Consider the following 16,616-nt stretch of genomic DNA (forward strand, 5'->3'; position numbering starts at 1 on the left):
CGGGATCTTCTCATGGCAGAGGCAAATACCCGGCGCAGGGCGAGAGGTGGCGGTGGCGCCGCCCGCCGAGCCGAACGCACCGCGGTTCGTATCGAAACTGCAAAGTATATCGAACGTAATATTCCGAACTTCGAGGTTCTCAACGAAGAAGCGTTGCAGATCATCGAAGCCAACGCGGAAACCATTCTGGCCGAGGTCGGAGTCAACTTTGTCGATAACCCCGCTGCGCTGGAGCGTTGGAAAGACGCTGGTGCCGATGTGGATGGCGAACGTGTTCGCATCCCTCGTGGTCTGGCGCGTGAGCTGATCAAGACCGCCCCCAGCGAGTTTACTCAGCACGCCCGCAACCCCGAGAAATCGGTGGTCATCGGTGGCCGCAATCTGGTTCTGGCCCCGGTCTATGGACCTCCGTTCGTTCGCGATGCGCAGGGTGGCCGACGCTATGCCACAATGGACGATTTCAACAAGTTCGTGAAACTGGCCTATATGTCCAAATGGCTGCACCATTCGGGCGGTACGGTGTGCGAACCGACGGACATTCCGGTGAACAAGCGTCACCTGGATATGCTGATGGCGCACATGACCCTATCGGACAAGCCGTTCATGGGCTCGGTCACCGATCCCAGCCGTGCGCAGGATTCCGTTGAGATGTGTGAGATTCTGTTCGGCAAAGAGTTCGTGCAGGAAAACACGGTTATGACCTCGCTGACCAACATCAACTCGCCGATGACCTTCGACGACGTGATGATGGGCTCGCTCGAAGTCTATGCGGCCAACAACCAAGCCTGCATCATCTCGCCGTTTATCGTAGGCGGTGCGATGGCTCCGGTGTCGGTTGCGGGGACGCTGACGCAGGTTCTGGCCGAAGTTCTGGCCGGTGTTGCCTATAGCCAGATCATCCGTCCGGGTGCACCTGCGATCTTTGGTGCGTTTGTGTCGTCGATCGACATGAACTCGGGCGCGCCGACCTTTGGGACGCCCGAGGCGTCGATGGTCACCTATGGCGCGGGCCAGTTGGCGCGTCGTCTGAACTTGCCGTTCCGTTCGGCGGGGTCGTTCTGCGGCTCGAAACTACCTGATGCGCAGGCCGCGTATGAGACCGCGAACTCGCTGAACATGGGTCTGATGGCCGGTGTGAACTTCATGCTGCATTCCTGCGGCTGGCTGGAAGGTGGTCTGGTGGCCGACTTTGAAAAGTTCGTCATGGATGCCGATCAGCTTGGCGTGCTGCACGGGCTGGCCAAGGGCGTAGCCTATGACGAAAACGCACAGGCGATGGACGCGATCCGCGAGGTTGGCCCGGGTGGTCACTATCTGGGATGCGCTCACACGCAGGCCAACTTCAAGGAAGCCTTCTGGAAAAGCGAAGTTCTGGACTATAAGCCGTTCGAGACATGGGAAGACGAAGGCGGCCGCGACACGCGTCAACTGGCGACGTCGCGGGTCGAGCATTTGCTGGCCAATTACCAACAGCCCCAACTCGACCCTGCGATCAATGCTGCTCTGAATGAGTACATTGAAAAGAAAAAGGCATCCATGCCGGACGCCTTCAGCTAAGTCATTGATATTGTGAGGCGCGGCTGGCTTTGAACAGTTGCGCCTCGCCCAGCAACGCGATCAGAATATCCAGGTGCCGAACCAGAGAATAGGCGGCGTCTTCGGCAGTCCGTTGCGCGTTCACCTCCTTTTCCATTTCTATCAGTCGCATCAGCGCCGCACCTGTCCCCGGCAGTGATCCATACCCCAGTATGCGTTGTAAGTGACGTTCACGATCATAATCCTGTGCGCCATGTTTTGCTGCGCGGGCCAATAGGCGTGGGCGGCGAAGGGTTGCGATCATGGTCATCAGGTCTTGCATTCAGAAGTTCCTAGTCTGTGTGGCAGTCCCTTTGTTTGTCACACAACCTAAGCGGGTGTTGCTTCAATCACCCTCTCGCCGAACTCTGACTTCATGAGTGTTTATGATTTTGAAACAAATCTAGTTCTTGTCTCCATCCGTTAACGAACGAGTAACGAAAGCGACTCTAGTTAGATTTGGTTAACCATTTCATTGGGGGCGATTGGGAACAGATTTTTTGTCGACGAGGGCAAGTAACTATGGAAAACAACATGGCTTTCACCATTCCGGCTTGGGTACCCGAAGGGGCGCAGAGATATCTGGCGCATACCGAAACCGGTCAGTCGATCCGCGACATCGCGCGGTCAGCAGGGTGCCATGCTTCAACCATTCTCAGACAAATTCGGCGCATCGAGTCACGGCGGGATGATCCGCTGGTGGATGCGGCGCTTCAGTCGCTGGCGGATAGGCATTTTTCCGATCCGCTGGATCAGGACGGTCTTTTTGCTGGGGCACAGGAGGACGAGACCGCCGCCGAGGACGAGTTCAACCGAGAAGCCCTGCGGGTATTGCGGCGTCTTTGTGAAACAGGGTCCGTACTGGCCGTTGCCGAGGATATGGACAAGGCAGTGGTCGTGCGGGATACGGGTGAACAGGCTGCAACCCGAACCGCTGTTGTGGATTGCGAGATCGCGCAGGCTCTGGCTTTGAAAGACTGGATTTCCTGCGACAATCCCGGGCGGATTTCCAGATATAGAATTTCGACTTCAGGGCGAACGGCGTTTAGCCAGCTTGTTGCCGAAGCAGAAAATCGGGCACGGGCGAGAAGCGAATTTGGAATGGCCGAGGCGCAGACTCCGTTTCAGCCAGAGGGGGATAAATAAGGGCAGTTCAGGCGCGAACCGGCAAAGACGTATCCGGTACAGTGCTGCAGAAAGCCCCCTTATTGGGCTGGCTCGCAGGCGGGACAAGGACGGCAAACCTTTTTTGGATGAAACGTTGGTCGGTGCCGGAGAGCGTTTGAGAGAAGACTTTGAACTGGCGCAAATCGGACCGCAAGTTGCTCAGAACTGGGATCACTTTCTAACAGCCGGTGGGAGAGGGAGCTTTGGGCAAAACGCTTCTGCCGATCGAGGCTCGTCTGACGCCCGCGACCGGGTCGAGCGCGCGCTTTCAGACCTCGGACCCGGTTTAAGTGACGTCGCGCTGCGGTGCTGTTGCTATTTGGAGGGGCTAGAGATGGCCGAAAAGCGCATGGGATGGTCTGCGCGCTCGGGCAAGATAGTTCTGCGGATCGCATTGCAGCGACTCAAAAGGCACTATGAGAAGCAGACCGAGAAAAACAGGCTGATCGGTTGAGGGTCACTCAATGAGCAAAGGTTGCAGATCCGCGTCGCGGTGATAGTCATGGGTTATGAATTTTACCCTTAGACAACTGCAGTATTTTTGTGCCGTAGCCGAGCAGCGTAATTTTGGCCGGGCGGCGCAGGTTTGCCATGTGTCTCAGCCTGCGCTTTCGGTTCAGATCAAAGCGCTGGAGGAAACGCTGGGCGGTTCCTTGTTCGAGCGTCAGGCGCGCGACATCCTGCTGACCCCGCTGGGGCGCGACGTTCTGGATCACGCACGGCAGGTTCTTGGCGCGGCCGATCGCTTGGATCAGTTCGCCAGAGATCAGTCAGGCGGTCATCGCTCTTTGTCCATAGGAATTATTCCGACTATCGCACCTTACATTTTACCGGGGGTTCTGGCCGGTCTGCGGACGGCCGATGTGTCGCTAAAGGTGCAAATCCGCGAGGCCCGAACAGAGCGTTTGCTATCCATGCTGCGAGCTGGCGAGATTGACGCAGGCGTTGTGGCGTTGCCGTCTGGAGGCAGTGAGCTTCACGAGGTGGCCTTGTTCAAGGATCGCTTTCTGCTGGCAGGCAGCGCAGGACGGTTGCAGTCGATGCCGAACGACCCAGAAGCACTGCGCCCCATAGACCTAAGGGCCACACAGCTCATGCTGCTAGATGACGGTCACTGCCTGACGGATCAAGCGTTGGAGGTGTGCGGTCAGGATAGAAGCAGTGGGCTTATCAACATGGGCGCGTCTTCATTGGCAACCTTGTCCCGTCTGGTGGCCGAAGGGTTCGGTCTGACATTGATGCCGGAACTTGCAGCTCGTGCAGAAGCCGAAGCTGTGCCGGGTTTGAAGTTGCAGCGTTTCGGCGCTCCGCAACCTTACCGCACGATTGGATTGGTGCGCCGCGAATCGACGGGGCAGGAGGCTTGGTTTGACAGCTTGGCCGAAGTCATCCGACTCGTGGGAGAGGATATCGTCAACGCGACCAGAACATGAAAAGACCCGCCAAAGGCGGGTCTTAGTGTCACTCATTCAGAGCAGTTTAAGCCAGCTCAGGCTCTTTGGCTTCGTCCAGATGCTTCATCAGGTTCTCCGGCGACGAAACGCCGTAGGGGTCTTCGGGGCAGTTGTCCATCAGACCGGGTTCTTCAAACCACGCTTCGACGACGCCGTCATTTACGATGGCAGCGTAGCGCCAGGACCGCATTCCGAATCCAAGGTTGTCCTTGTCAACCAGCATACCCATTTTCCGGGTGAATTCACCGGAGCCATCGGGGATGACTTTGACATTCTTCAGGCCCTGATCCTGAGCCCATTTGTTCATGACAAAGCTGTCATTGACCGACATGCAGTAAATCTCGTCGATACCCTTCGCGGCGAAATCCGCGTGACCGTTCTCAAAGCCCGGCAACTGATAGGTAGAGCATGTCGGCGTGAATGCACCCGGCAGTGAAAATAGGATAACCCGCTTACCCGCAAAGTAGTCCGCGGTGGTTTTGTCTTCCCAGCGGAACGGGTTTGGGCCTTCGATGGCCTCATCGCGCACGCGGGTGTGAAAGGTGACAGCAGGTAGTGTCGCGCCGGTTTTCATAAACAAGCTCCTGTGATTCAAGGTGGGTTTTAGCGCTGTTTAAAACAGTTCTAAACTGGCTTCAACGCTCGAATTGCTGCGATGGCAAATGACGGTAGGTCACTGAAATAATGCTCATATACCGGGCGCAAAAGCGAAAGGAAGCAGCAAATGCTGCACCGCAATATGGGCGCTGCATGGCTGATATGTCCCTGTGGCATAGTACATGCAGACGTACTATGTTAGAGCACAGCAAATTGACCCAAAGTCAGGAAAGCCAGCCGTGCGTGATCTGAAGATCCCCGAACAACGTCACCCTGAAAAGGCGCATAAGCCGGACAATGCGCAGCCCAAAAAGCCAAGCTGGATTCGCGTCAAAGCGCCGGGTGGCAAGGGCTATGCGGACACGCGCAAGATCATGCGTGACAACAACCTTGTTACCGTGTGCGAAGAAGCCGGCTGTCCGAATGTGGGCGAATGCTGGAGCCAAGGTCACGCGACCATGATGATCATGGGCGAAATCTGTACCCGGGGTTGCACGTTCTGCAACATCGCCACAGGGCGTCCCGACGCATTGGACGTGTTTGAGCCCGGACGTGTTGCGCACGCGGTTGAAAAGCTGGGCCTAAATCATGTGGTCATAACCTCTGTTGATCGGGATGACCTTGAAGATGGCGGCGCGGACCACTTTGCGCAGACAATTCGTGCAGTTCGGCATCGTTCGCCCAAGACCACGATCGAGATTCTGACTCCCGACTTTCTAAAATGCGATCCGTCGGTTCTTGAAACCGTGGTCGAGGCCAAGCCAGATGTGTTCAATCACAATCTTGAAACAGTGCCGGGCCTTTACCCCGAGGTTCGCCCCGGCGCGCGATACTTCCACTCTTTGCGCTTGTTGCAGCGTGTAAAAGAGCTTGATCCGTCGGTCTTTACCAAGTCCGGCATCATGGTCGGGCTGGGCGAGGATGAACAGCAGGTTCGTCAGGTCATGGACGACATGCGCGCCGCAGACATCGACTTTCTGACTATCGGCCAATACCTTCAGCCGACGACCAAACACCATGGTGTGGATCGGTTCGTCACACCGGAGGAGTTCGCCTCGTATGAAAAAGCGGCGTATGGCAAGGGATTCCTGATGGTTTCCGCAACCCCATTGACCCGGTCGTCTTACCACGCCGGTGATGATTTTGCGCGCTTGCGGGACGCTCGGCAAAAAATGTTGGAGCGGGGGTGACCCCTGACACGATATCGCGGCTGGTCCGTCTGCGTCGTGAACTTCATCAGTATCCCGAACTGTCCGGGCAAGAGCAAAACACTGCCGCTCGGGTCGCCAGGGAACTAGCTGAGCTTGGAGCGGACCGCGTTGTTGCCGGGATAGGTGGGCACGGGGTCGCTGCGATTTTCGACAGCGGGATCGCGGGACCAACGGTTGCGGTTCGCTGTGAATTGGACGGGTTGCCAATTCAGGAACAAAGTGACGTGGACTATGTGTCCCGTGTCCCTGACCGGGGACATCTGTGCGGACATGATGGCCATATGGCTATGGTGCTTGGGGTTGCCGAAGAAATCGGCCGCGCGCGTCCTAAGAAGGGCCGCGTGGTTTTGATTTTTCAACCGGCTGAAGAAACCGGAAAAGGCGCGTTGGCCTTTCGAGCGGATCGGCAGTTTGCCAAAATTGCACCGGACTATGTGTTCTCGCTTCATAATTTGCCCGGCTTGGGCCTCGGCAAGGTCCAGATTTGTACGGGTGCGGCCAACTGTGCGTCGCGCGGAATGAAGATTGCCCTGACAGGCAAAACGTCTCATGCGGCGGCGCCCAAGGATGGCGTTTCTCCGGCTGGTGCGCTGTCTGCTTTGATGCCGAAGATGGCCGAGTTAGGGGCAGGAGGCGCGTTAGATGATGCCTTCGCGCTGACCACTGTGACCCATGCCAGTTTGGGCGAGCCTACGTTTGGGGTCTCTCCGGGCAAGGCCGAGCTTTGGGTCACCTTGCGCACGGTGACTGACGTCAGAATGCAGCAGTTGATGGCCGAAGCCGAGGCGCTGGCCACGCAGCACGCCGAGGCGGACGGGCTTCAATGCCAGATTCTCTACGATGATGTGTTCGATTCCTGTGTGAACCACGCGGACGCAGTCGCAATTTTGGCCTCTGCGTGTAAAGCAGGTCGCGTCGAGCATGAAATGACGGAAAACCCGCAGAAGTTTTCCGAGGACTTCGGGCAGTTTTCAAAAGGTGCGATAACTGCAATGCTCTGGCTGGGTGCAGGTCAGGATCACCCGCAACTACACAACCCGGATTACGACTTCCCGGATGCCATTATCCCCGTTGGAACGGGCATCTTCGTAAATTCAATCCGGTCGTTGCTAGGGTAAAGGTCTACTTCACCAGATCCCCGACAATGCCCACGGCTTCGATAACCGTGCGAGTGTCGTCTGAAATCGAAACGATCTCATCGTCTATCCGGACATAGCGTTGACCGGGTGGCAGAGGCTTGAGGTTCCAGCCATCGAGATCGTCCAGGTAGTCAAAATCAAGATCATCGGGCAGTTTATTGCCGCGTGTATAGCGCTTGACCTGACCTGGCGGGACACCAACGCCCTTGTTCGATTTTAGCGGCTTTTCCACCTTGACCTTGTCAGCACCTTTGCCTTTGGCCTTGTTGTCTTTTGCGTCTGCTATTCCTGCCGAGGCCGCAACAGCAAATGCAATTAGAACGCTGGTTGAAAAAAACTTCATGAACGAACTCCTCCCAATTCATTGGAAGGTAGTCTGATCGAATATCGTTTGTCTATTGATATTCCATTTGCTGAATTTGGTGCGCTAGCGCATTGGGGACCGTGCGGGTTCCAGTCGTCCCCATTCTGGCCACCACCCCATGTATTCAATTCCGCCGATTGCCAGAGCTATGAGGATTGCGCCAAACACCAACTTGACCCGCCGCTCGGACGGCGGGTTTCGCGCCCATTGAGACATGCGCAGCAGATGCCGAGGGTTCATGGTGCGTTATCCATCTTCGACGAAACGCACCTTTCCGATGAAGGGCAGGTTGCGGTTGCGCTGAGCGTAGTCGATGCCATAGCCCACAACGAACTCGTCCGGAATTTCAAACCCGATCCAGTCTGAACGAAAATCGACTTCACGCCGACTGGGTTTGTCCAGCAATGCGATGGATTTCAACCGGCTAGGCTTACGGCTGTTCAAGAGTTTGGTGACATGGTTCAACGTGTGACCGGTATCAACGATGTCTTCTACGACCAGCACATCGCGCCCCTCGATAGCGCCCCGCAAGTCCTTGAGAATGCGAACTTCCCGGCTGCTTTCCATCGAATCTCCGTAGGATGACGCCTCGAGAAAATCCACCTCGATCGGAAGATCCAGTTCCCGAACAAGATCGGCAATGAAAACGAAGCTGCCGCGAAGCAGTCCAACCACGACGAGTTTGTCGGTCTTGTCAAATTCCTGCGTAATCTCGCGGCAAAGTTCCTCGATCCGAGCAGCGATCGCCTTTGCCGAGATCATCTCATCTATCACATATGCGCGGTCGGTCATCGTTGCCCCCTTGATCTTTGGCGCGCAACATACGACATGACGCGCCATTGTCACCTGTAAATACCGGAACGCCATGCCTACACATTCCGAGACACGTCACCTGCCATATACGGCTCAGCAGATGTATGACCTTGTCGCGGATGTGGCCAAGTATCCTCAGTTCCTGCCGTGGTGCGCTGCGGCCCGTATCCGTCGCACCTATGCCGCGGGTGAGGCGCAGGTGCTTGAGGCCGATCTTGTGATCTCATTCAAGGTCTTCCGCGAACGCTTTGGCAGTCGGGTAACGCTGCATGCTGAACAGCGAAAAATCGACACCGAATATCTGGACGGACCGTTCAAATACATGAAGTCCGACTGGCATTTTCAGGAGGCACCCGACGGTGGGTGCAATATTTCGTTCCACGTCGATTTTGAGTTCAAGAACGCCATTCTTCAGGGCATCATTGGTGTTGTCTTCAACGAGGCGATGCACAGGATCGTTCAGGCGTTCGAGAGCCGGGCCGCCGATTTATACGCCTAAGTCTTTACCCGCGATGGGCGCACGCTAGACTGCGCCTCATGACCGATTTCACCTCAGCTCTGGCCGAGTTTGCATCCGGCCCAATTTCGACTTCGTCTCAGACGCGCATCGTGACGTCCCTTTCGGTACTTGATTGGATGGCCGTCGGTCGTGCGGGTGCCGGCGAACCCGTGTCCGTGACAGTTCGCGATCTGGTTCTGGACGAAGGCGGCACGGGGCAGGCGCATCTGTTTGGTGGTGGCCGCGCACCCCTGCGAGGGGCGGCATTGGCCAACGGGACCGTTTCCCATGCTCTGGATTACGACGACACTCATTTCGCTCATATCGGGCACCCGTCGGTCGCGGTGCTGCCTGCGGCGTTGGCGCTGTGCGAATGGGATGATCGGATTCTTGTAGACTTTCTGGAATCCGCTTTGGTCGGGATGGAGCTGTCCATTCGGATGGGGCTTTGGCTAGGACGGGATCACTATCAAGCCGGGTTCCACCAAACCGCAACCTCCGGCGCGTTCGGGGCGGCGGTTGCAGCGGGCCGGGTGCTTGGTTTCAACGTTGAAGAGATGTGCAAAGTTCTGGGTCTGACATCCACCCGGGCAGCAGGTCTGAAAGCCCAGTTTGGAACGATGGGCAAACCCTATAATGCCGGGCTTGGAGCATCGGCAGGCGTCGAGGCCGCGTTGCTGGTCGCCAAGGGGTTTGAACCCAGTTTGGATGCCCTGGAAGGGCCGTTTGGCTTCGGCACAACGCATAAAGGTCAGTCCGATGTCGGCGCGGCTTCGGCGGGATTGGGCGAAGAATGGCTGTTCGATACAGTCAGCCACAAGTTTCATGCCTGTTGCCACGGCCTACATGCGGCACTTGAGGCCGCCTTGGAACTGGATATAGCGGAACCGGAAGTGGCCGAGATCAAGGTCAGGACTCATCCCCGCTGGATGAGTGTGTGCAATCAGATGTCGCCTACGACGGGGTTGGGGGCCAAGTTTTCCTATCGGACCGTGATTGCGATGCAGGCGCTGGGATATGACACTGCGTTGCCTGCCAGCTATTCCGAAAAAACATGCGCCGATCCGCGTTTGCTTTCGTTGCGTGACCGCGTGACCGTAGAGGCAGATGAGACGCTATCCGAAACCCAAGCCCACCTGACCCTTCTGCGCCGCGACGGGATAAGCAAGGAGGCAAGCCATGACCTTTTGGCCACGCTGCCCTTGGCCGAGCGAGAGGACCGGGTGCGCGGCAAGGCCGCCAAACTGATCGGAGGCGATGAGGCGGACGCGATCTGGTCGATGCTGCGCACCGGAGGCCGCGCCCGCGATCTGGCAAAACTGCTGGCGGGTTAGGCCACGCGCCAGTGCAGCGGAAATCCGGGGTCGAACACCGTGACGGGGCCGTCACCGGATTCAATCTTGTCGGGATACACGACCGGTTCGCCCTTGGTCAGAGTGATCGTGCCTTCATTCACCGGTAGGCCATAGAAACCGGGGCCGTTGAGCGAGGTAAACCCTTCCAGCTTGTCCAGCGCGCCTTCGCGGTCGAACATCTCGGCCACCAGCGACATGGTGTTCGTCGCGGTGAAACACCCGGCGCAGCCACAGGCCATTTCCTTGTTCGCATCCGTATGCGGCGCGCTGTCAGTTCCAAGGAAGAACCGCGCGTCGCCCGAGGTCGCGGCGGCCAGTAGCGCCAGCCGGTGTTCCTCGCGCTTGGCGACGGGCAGGCAGTAGTAATGCGGCTTGATCCCACCAACCAGAATATGGTTGCGGTTGATGATCAGGTGATGCGCGGTGATCGTCGCGCCCAGATCGACGTCATTGGCTTTGACATAGTCCACACCGTTCGCGGTGGTGATATGCTCCATCACAACGCGCAGGCCGGGCGTGGCTTTGCGGATCGGGTCCAGTACGCGGTCGATGAACACCGCCTCGCGGTCGAAAATGTCGATATCCGCATCCGTGACCTCGCCATGCACACACATGGGCAGGCCGATCTCGGCCATCTTCTCCAGCACCGGGCGCACCTTGTCGAAATCCCGCACGCCCGAGGCCGAATTGGTCGTGGCCCCCGCCGGGTACAGCTTGACCGCCTTGATCAGCCCGCTGGCATGGGCTGCGGCGACATCCTCGGGGTCTGTATCTTCGGTCAGATACAGGGTCATCAACGGCTCGAACGTCATCCCATCGGGCAGGGCAGCCAAAATACGGTCGCGATAAGCGGCTGCCTGCTCGCCACGAACGACGGGCGGCACAAGGTTCGGCATGATGATCGCACGCGCAAAATGGCGCGCGGTTTCGGGCAGGACGGCCTCCAGCATTGCGCCATCGCGCAGGTGCAGATGCCAGTCGTCGGGGCGGCGGATCGTCAGGGTATCGGTCATGGCCCCCGGCTATCACAGCGCGCACCAAGGTGAAAAGCCCCGAATGGCGCGCGGCACCCTGTCAACTTGTCGGAACGTCGTAAGCCGCCGGAAACCTCTCGGTCTTGACGCGCACGCGCCGTCGTGACCTCTTGTGCCGAAGGGGAGAATGTCATGACGCAGCCAAATTCCATCGACGCCGTTCAGACCATGCTGGGCGAACAGGGTTACGTCTGCGGACGGGCCTTGGCCACGGTCGTCTTCCTGTCGCTGAAACTGGGCCGCCCTCTGTTTCTTGAGGGCGAGGCCGGTGTCGGCAAAACCGAGATTGCCAAGGCACTGGCGGCCGGTCTGAACCGCCGCCTGATCCGCTTGCAATGCTACGAAGGGTTAGATGCGTCTTCTGCCGTTTACGAGTGGAACTTCCCCGCGCAGATGGTGGCGATCCGAACGGCCGAGGCGTCGGGCGGCGCAGACCGAGGCGCGCTGCAGACCGAGCTTTTCTCGGACGACTACCTGATTGAACGACCTTTATTGCAGGCCATGCGCCCGGATGAACACGGTGCACCGGTCCTGTTGATAGACGAACTCGATCGCACGGATGAGCCGTTCGAGGCCTTCCTGCTCGAAGCTCTTAGCGATTTTCAGGTCACGATTCCCGAACTTGGCACCGTCAAAGCGCCCGAGCCACCCATTGTCATCGTCACCTCAAACCGCACGCGCGAAGTGCACGACGCGCTCAAACGCCGCTGCCTCTACCATTGGGTCGACTACCCTGACTTCGACCGAGAAATCGAAATCCTCCACGCCCGCGCGCCCGAAGCAGCCGAAGCGCTTAGCCGTGAGGTTGTAGCCTTCGTCCAGCACTTGCGCACTGAAGACCTCTTCAAGAAGCCCGGCGTAGCCGAGACAATCGACTGGGCCAAATGCCTGCTGGCGCTTGACGTAATCAACCTCAGCCCCGAAGTGATCGGCGACACATTGGGCGCGATCCTGAAATACCAGGATGACATCCAGAAGCTGCAAGGCTCCGAAGCAAAACGTATTCTGGACGAAGCCAAAGCCACGCTTGAACCGGCCTGATGCTTCTTCTGTTCAAAAACACTTCGGGGGTATGGGGGCAGAGCCCCCATGACGTCTGATGGTAGAACAACTCCCGCTGGATATCCCCGAAAACCCCAAGCTGGCGCAGAACATTACACATTTTGCGCGGGCGTTGCGAAAGGCAGGCTTGCCCATCGGCACAGGACGCGTTGTTGATGCCATCCGGGCTGTTCAGGCCGCCGGATTTTCCGAGAAACAGGATTTCTATTGGACCCTGCACGCCTGTTTCGTGAATCGGCCAGAACACCGCACCGTCTTCGCTCAGGTCTTTCGCATGTACTGGCGCGATCCGCGTTACATGGAGCACATGATGGCCATGATGCTCCCTGCTGTGCGCGGCGTTCAAGAAGAACGCAAAGCCGACGCGGGTGAAAAACGTGCGGCCGAGGCGTTGCTGGATGGAGTAGAGCGCGACCTGCCCGAGGCGTCGGATTCAGAAGAAGAAACGGAACTTGAAATTGATGCCTCGCAAACCGCGTCTTCCGAAGAACGGTTGCGTAGTCTGGACTTTGAACAGATGAGCACAGCCGAGATCGCTCAGGCAAAACGGATTCTGTCGCGCCTGACGCTTCCGGTGAAGCCCATTGAATCGCGCCGGGGTCAGTCAAACCATCTGGGGCAACGCATCGACCGCGCACGAACATTGCGCGCAGCAATGCGGCAAGGTGGTGAGTTGCGAGATATTGCGCATCTCAAACCGAAACCGCGCTGGCCCAATCTTGTTGTGCTTTGCGATATTTCGGGGTCTATGAGCCAATACAGCAGGATTATTCTGCATTTCCTTCATACGGTTTCAAACGCAAAAGGGGCAGGCTGGGCCAAGGTTCACGCGTTTACCTTTGGAACTCGACTGACCAACATCACACGACACTTGCAACAACGCGATGTGGATGCGGCTCTGGCCGCAGCCGGGGCCGAAGCGCAGGATTGGGAAGGGGGAACGCGCATCGGCGATTGCCTTCACGCCTTCAATCGCGATTGGTCTCGCCGAGTTATGGGGCAGGGCGCGGTCGTGCTTTTGATTTCCGACGGGTTGGATCGCGGAGAACCCGAAGCATTGGCGAAGGAAATGGAACGTCTGCACCTTTCGGCCAGGCGCCTGATCTGGCTCAACCCATTGCTGCGCTGGGATGGATTCGCGCCGAAAGCGCAGGGTGTTGCTGCGATGCTTCCGCATGTTGACAGCTTTAGGGCAGGCCATTCTATTGCTTCGCTAGAGGATTTGGCCTCTGTCATCTCAAAACCTGATGACGTGGGTGAGAAAGCGCGGTTGTTGACCGCGCTTTCGGATTGAAAATCAGCTCAGCTGCTCTTCGTTGCACTTACGCGCCATTTCCATTGCCTTGTAGGTGCCCGTCAGATCAACGGTGAACGCAAACTCTTTCTCAGGAAAGACGACCATGACCTTTTGCTTGGCAATGTCATCGGCAAATTGAGGATCGTCCGAAAGGACATATCCACCCGAATAGCCCTTGGTAATGTTACCCTTCATGCCAGTCGCTTCGCCAACATAGAGGTTCTCACCCAGCAGAATCGCAACGGCCTCGGTATCGCCGCGCTTGATGTCCGTTTCCTCTTTGGTGAAGACACCCACGTACCCAACGGCGCGATCTTCGGTCAGTCCCATCTGCACGACGTTTTCGGCATCATCAACGGCTTCGATCAGGCAGGTCTTTTTGTCTTGGTCGATGAATACTTTCCATCCCTCGACCTCGCCATAACGCAGGAACGTGTCAGCAGACGCTATGGTTGAAGTGAGAAGACCAACGGCAATTCCCAGTGTAAAAATGCGTTTCAACTCTTTGTCTCCGTTGTGAAAAATTGGTTCGGTGCCCGTCAGAGCAATCCAACGGTAGGCACACGCTAGAACGTGATCCCGTGACAATCAACGATTTGAATGAGTTGTCTTGAACTGAGCCTTTTTGTGCCGAAGTTCATTTCCTGTTCGGAAGGTGCGGCGGGGCTGTGATGATATTGGCCTTTAGGCTTACTTTTCATTGCGCCAAACCTGCCTATGTTGATTGTGAACTCGCCGGGAGGGTGCAATGGACAGATTCGACAACAGCCCAGAGACGGCATTGCGCTGGTACAAGGAAGGTAAATCCGCTGCTCTTGCCACTGTCGTCGAAACTTGGGGCAGTGCTCCGCGCCGGGTTGGAGCGCAACTTGTGATAGGCGGGGACGGTCAGATCGAAGGATCAGTCTCGGGCGGGTGTGTCGAAGGCGCGGTCATCGTTGAAGCATTAGAAGCCATTGAAGAAAAAGAGGCGCGACTTCTGGAATTCGGTGTCAGTGACGAAGACGCATTTGCTGTGGGGCTCGCCTGTGGGGGCACGATCCGGGTTCTGGTTGAACCAATCGGCAGCGTGCTTTCAGACTCTATGTTGCAGGAGTTGGTAGAAGCTCGCGCTGCCCGAGAGCCGTTGGTTTACGAGGTCAACGTGGAAACAGGGCACCGGGCCTTGCGTCGCGACGCCTATCCTCAGCGCCTGCGTATGGATCGATCAGGCTTTGAGGAAGACGGAAAGACATTTGTAGCGGTTCACAACCCCCCGCTGCGGTTAATCATTGTTGGGGCGGTGCATATCGCTCAGGCGCTGGTGCCTATGGCACGGATCGCGGGATATGATCCGGCAATCATCGACCCACGGGATGCTTTCGCCTCAAATGCGCGCTTCCCAGGAGAAACCATTCTAACCGACTGGCCGGATGAAGCCGTTGCCAAACTCGGATTGGATTCGCGCACCGCCGTCGTTTTGCTGACCCATGACCCCAAGTTGGACGATCCGGCGCTTGAGTCAGCGCTTCGGGCCGGCGTGTTCTACATTGGTGCTTTGGGGTCCACCCGAACACACGCGAAACGTGTCGCCCGACTGACCGAGGCTGGTTTCACCGAAGCCCAGATCGGCCGAATTCACGGCCCGATCGGTCTGGACATCGGCGCGGCAGACCCGTCAGAGATTGCCGTGGCAATTCTGGCTCAGATGACCGCTGTTCTAAGAGGTAAAGCGTGAAGTTCGGACCCGTTCCCGTAGCCGATGCAAACGGTGCAATTCTGGCCCACTCGGTTCAGGTCGGCGAGGGCAAACTGCGTAAGGGTATTGTGCTTGCGTCTGAACATCTCGATCAGTTGGCGGCCTCGGGTCACACTTCGGTAACGGTTGCGCGGCTGGAACCCGGCGACTGCCATGAAGACGACGCCGCGCGGATGCTGGCGGACGCGCTTGCACCGGACCCCAAGGCCGCCGGGCTGCGCGTGACGCCGCCCTTCACCGGCCGAGTGAACCTGCTTGCCGATGGGCCGGGCGTTGTCGTTCTTGATGTCGACGCGCTTGAGGAATTCAATCGGGTCAATCCGATGATCACCGTGGCGACTGTTCCGCAGTATCAGCAGATGACCGAAGGCGGGATGGTCGCGACGATTAAGGTCATCTCCTATGCCGTTCCGGGGGACGATGTGCTGCACGCCTCCCGTCTTGCCACTGCTTCAATTCAGTTGGTCCCGCCGACGCTGAAAACAGCAGGGCTTGTGGTGACCGATATTCCTGGCGGACCGTCCAACGAAAAGGGCATAGCGGCGATCCGAAACCGGGTCGAAGCCTTGGGGATGGAGATGACCGACGTACGCATTGTCCCGCATAAGCCCGAGCCTTTGGCCGAAGCGATTGCGGCAATGTCGGGTGATCTGGTGATGATTCTGACCGGCTCTGCAACATCTGACGCATATGATGTTGCACCCCAAGCGGTTCGCGCAGCCGGAGGGCAGGTTGATCGTTTTGGCATGCCTGTTGATCCCGGAAATCTGTTGTTATTAGGGTCGTTGCACTCCCGGCCAGTGATCGGGTTGCCGGGATGTGCACGCTCTCCTGCTTTGAACGGGGCCGACTGGGTTCTGTCACGCGTGGCGTGCGGGGTCGAGACAACGGGTATTGATATTGCCGGGATGGGCGTGGGCGGCTTGCTCAAGGAAATTCCGACGCGGCCACAACCAAGATCTTCACGAAAGCGATAAAGTTCTTTCCCGCAATTCGCCAAGCGGTGGAACAATCGCAGTTTTTTGTTCTCAAATGAAAATCCCCGTGTTTAACTCTGGCTAAGGGAAAACACGAAATGGGAGGATTTCATGACACAGGTCTCGATGACTGTGAACGGCGTTGCTGTGAGCGGTGAGGTTGAGGGTCGGACGTTATTGTCTGGTTTTTTGCGTGATCATTTGGGGATGACGGGGACGCATGTTGGGTGTGACACGGCGCAGTGTGGGGCGTGTGTTGTGCATGTGGATGGTCAGGCTGTGAAGTCGTGCAACATGCTTGCGCTCGAGGCGGATGGGGCTGATGTCGGTACGA

The 16,616-nt window shown here is 57.5% G+C and carries 18 protein-coding genes and 1 pseudogene; 12 read left to right on the plus strand and 7 right to left on the minus strand.

Features of this window, described 5'->3' with window-relative positions; genetic code table 11:
- The first annotated feature begins 12 nt into the window (after positions 1-12).
- On the plus strand, positions 13-1,557 hold the full coding sequence (locus ACR0KS_RS04920; protein ID WP_170482130.1) for a trimethylamine methyltransferase family protein: 1,545 nt from the start codon (positions 13-15) through the stop codon (positions 1,555-1,557).
- Between the two features lies 1 nt (position 1,558).
- Here the strand turns inward: ACR0KS_RS04920 and ACR0KS_RS04925 are convergent, their stop codons facing one another.
- Positions 1,559-1,858, minus strand: a complete 300-nt coding sequence (locus ACR0KS_RS04925; protein ID WP_170417467.1) for a DUF6477 family protein — start codon at positions 1,856-1,858, stop codon at positions 1,559-1,561.
- Positions 1,859-2,097: 239 nt separating this feature from the next.
- Here ACR0KS_RS04925 and ACR0KS_RS04930 point away from each other — a divergent pair.
- Positions 2,098-3,196 (plus strand): annotated as a pseudogene (locus ACR0KS_RS04930) (DUF6456 domain-containing protein).
- 55 nt (positions 3,197-3,251) lie between these two features.
- Positions 3,252-4,175, plus strand: coding sequence for a hydrogen peroxide-inducible genes activator (locus ACR0KS_RS04935; RefSeq protein WP_170563225.1), 924 nt, complete (start codon positions 3,252-3,254; stop codon positions 4,173-4,175).
- Positions 4,176-4,221: 46 nt separating this feature from the next.
- Here the strand turns inward: ACR0KS_RS04935 and ACR0KS_RS04940 are convergent, their stop codons facing one another.
- The gene (locus ACR0KS_RS04940) at positions 4,222-4,770 is read right to left on the minus strand and encodes a peroxiredoxin (RefSeq protein ID WP_170384129.1); all 549 of its coding nucleotides are present in this window, start codon (positions 4,768-4,770) and stop codon (positions 4,222-4,224) included.
- 262 nt (positions 4,771-5,032) lie between these two features.
- Here ACR0KS_RS04940 and lipA point away from each other — a divergent pair, with 262 nt between their 5' ends.
- Together lipA and ACR0KS_RS04950 are read left to right on the plus strand one after the other, a co-directional pair.
- A complete protein-coding gene (gene lipA / locus ACR0KS_RS04945) occupies positions 5,033-5,983 on the plus strand; it encodes a lipoyl synthase (protein ID WP_170417477.1) in 951 nt (316 codons plus the stop codon).
- Positions 5,980-7,122 (plus strand): amidohydrolase, encoded by a 1,143-nt coding sequence (locus ACR0KS_RS04950; protein WP_170563228.1) that lies wholly within the window; start codon positions 5,980-5,982, stop codon positions 7,120-7,122. The genes lipA and ACR0KS_RS04950 overlap by 4 nt, the downstream gene beginning before the upstream one ends.
- A gap of 4 nt (positions 7,123-7,126) precedes the next feature.
- On the opposite strand, the gene ACR0KS_RS04955 is transcribed toward ACR0KS_RS04950, so the two are convergent.
- The 3 genes from ACR0KS_RS04955 to hpt all read right to left on the minus strand — a co-directional run bounded on the left by ACR0KS_RS04955 (position 7,127) and on the right by hpt (position 8,299).
- The gene (locus tag ACR0KS_RS04955; protein ID WP_170384135.1) at positions 7,127-7,486 is read right to left on the minus strand and encodes a hypothetical protein; all 360 of its coding nucleotides are present in this window, start codon (positions 7,484-7,486) and stop codon (positions 7,127-7,129) included.
- Positions 7,487-7,570: 84 nt separating this feature from the next.
- The gene (locus tag ACR0KS_RS04960; protein ID WP_170563231.1) at positions 7,571-7,747 is read right to left on the minus strand and encodes a hypothetical protein; all 177 of its coding nucleotides are present in this window, start codon (positions 7,745-7,747) and stop codon (positions 7,571-7,573) included.
- 6 nt (positions 7,748-7,753) lie between these two features.
- Positions 7,754-8,299 carry a hypoxanthine phosphoribosyltransferase gene (gene hpt, locus ACR0KS_RS04965; protein WP_170384139.1) on the minus strand — a complete coding sequence of 182 codons (546 nt, stop codon included), beginning with the start codon at positions 8,297-8,299 and terminating at the stop codon, positions 7,754-7,756.
- A gap of 73 nt (positions 8,300-8,372) precedes the next feature.
- Between hpt and ACR0KS_RS04970 the strand changes: the two genes are divergently transcribed.
- Together ACR0KS_RS04970 and ACR0KS_RS04975 are read left to right on the plus strand one after the other, a co-directional pair.
- Entirely contained in the window at positions 8,373-8,819 is a 447-nt protein-coding gene (locus ACR0KS_RS04970) for a type II toxin-antitoxin system RatA family toxin (protein ID WP_170384141.1), read from the plus strand.
- Positions 8,820-8,857: 38 nt separating this feature from the next.
- Entirely contained in the window at positions 8,858-10,153 is a 1,296-nt protein-coding gene (locus tag ACR0KS_RS04975; protein ID WP_170563233.1) for an MmgE/PrpD family protein, read from the plus strand.
- Here ACR0KS_RS04975 and pyrC read toward each other — a convergent pair.
- The gene (pyrC, locus tag ACR0KS_RS04980; RefSeq protein ID WP_170563236.1) at positions 10,150-11,187 is read right to left on the minus strand and encodes a dihydroorotase; all 1,038 of its coding nucleotides are present in this window, start codon (positions 11,185-11,187) and stop codon (positions 10,150-10,152) included. The genes ACR0KS_RS04975 and pyrC overlap by 4 nt on opposite strands.
- Before the next feature lie 153 nt (positions 11,188-11,340).
- Between pyrC and ACR0KS_RS04985 the strand changes: the two genes are divergently transcribed.
- Together ACR0KS_RS04985 and ACR0KS_RS04990 are read left to right on the plus strand one after the other, a co-directional pair.
- On the plus strand, positions 11,341-12,249 hold the full coding sequence (locus ACR0KS_RS04985; protein ID WP_170563239.1) for an AAA family ATPase: 909 nt from the start codon (positions 11,341-11,343) through the stop codon (positions 12,247-12,249).
- A 58-nt stretch (positions 12,250-12,307) separates the two neighbouring features.
- Positions 12,308-13,564: a vWA domain-containing protein gene (locus ACR0KS_RS04990; protein WP_170482092.1), complete on the plus strand. Its 1,257-nt coding sequence runs from the start codon at positions 12,308-12,310 to the stop codon at positions 13,562-13,564.
- A 3-nt stretch (positions 13,565-13,567) separates the two neighbouring features.
- Here the strand turns inward: ACR0KS_RS04990 and ACR0KS_RS04995 are convergent, their stop codons facing one another.
- Positions 13,568-14,068, minus strand: coding sequence for a hypothetical protein (locus ACR0KS_RS04995; RefSeq protein ID WP_170384151.1), 501 nt, complete (start codon positions 14,066-14,068; stop codon positions 13,568-13,570).
- Positions 14,069-14,315: 247 nt separating this feature from the next.
- Between ACR0KS_RS04995 and ACR0KS_RS05000 the strand changes: the two genes are divergently transcribed.
- From ACR0KS_RS05000 to ACR0KS_RS05010, 3 genes are all read left to right on the plus strand, one after another.
- Positions 14,316-15,284, plus strand: a complete 969-nt coding sequence (locus tag ACR0KS_RS05000; protein WP_170563242.1) for an XdhC family protein — start codon at positions 14,316-14,318, stop codon at positions 15,282-15,284.
- Complete coding sequence (locus tag ACR0KS_RS05005; protein ID WP_170563245.1) at positions 15,281-16,282, plus strand: molybdopterin-binding protein; 1,002 nt, start codon at positions 15,281-15,283, stop codon at positions 16,280-16,282. The genes ACR0KS_RS05000 and ACR0KS_RS05005 overlap by 4 nt, the downstream gene beginning before the upstream one ends.
- A gap of 111 nt (positions 16,283-16,393) precedes the next feature.
- Positions 16,394-16,616 (plus strand): (2Fe-2S)-binding protein (locus ACR0KS_RS05010; protein WP_480693135.1); only part of this gene is annotated, 223 nt, incomplete at its 3' end.

It is taken from the genome of Ruegeria sp. BC7 (genome assembly GCF_056539165.1).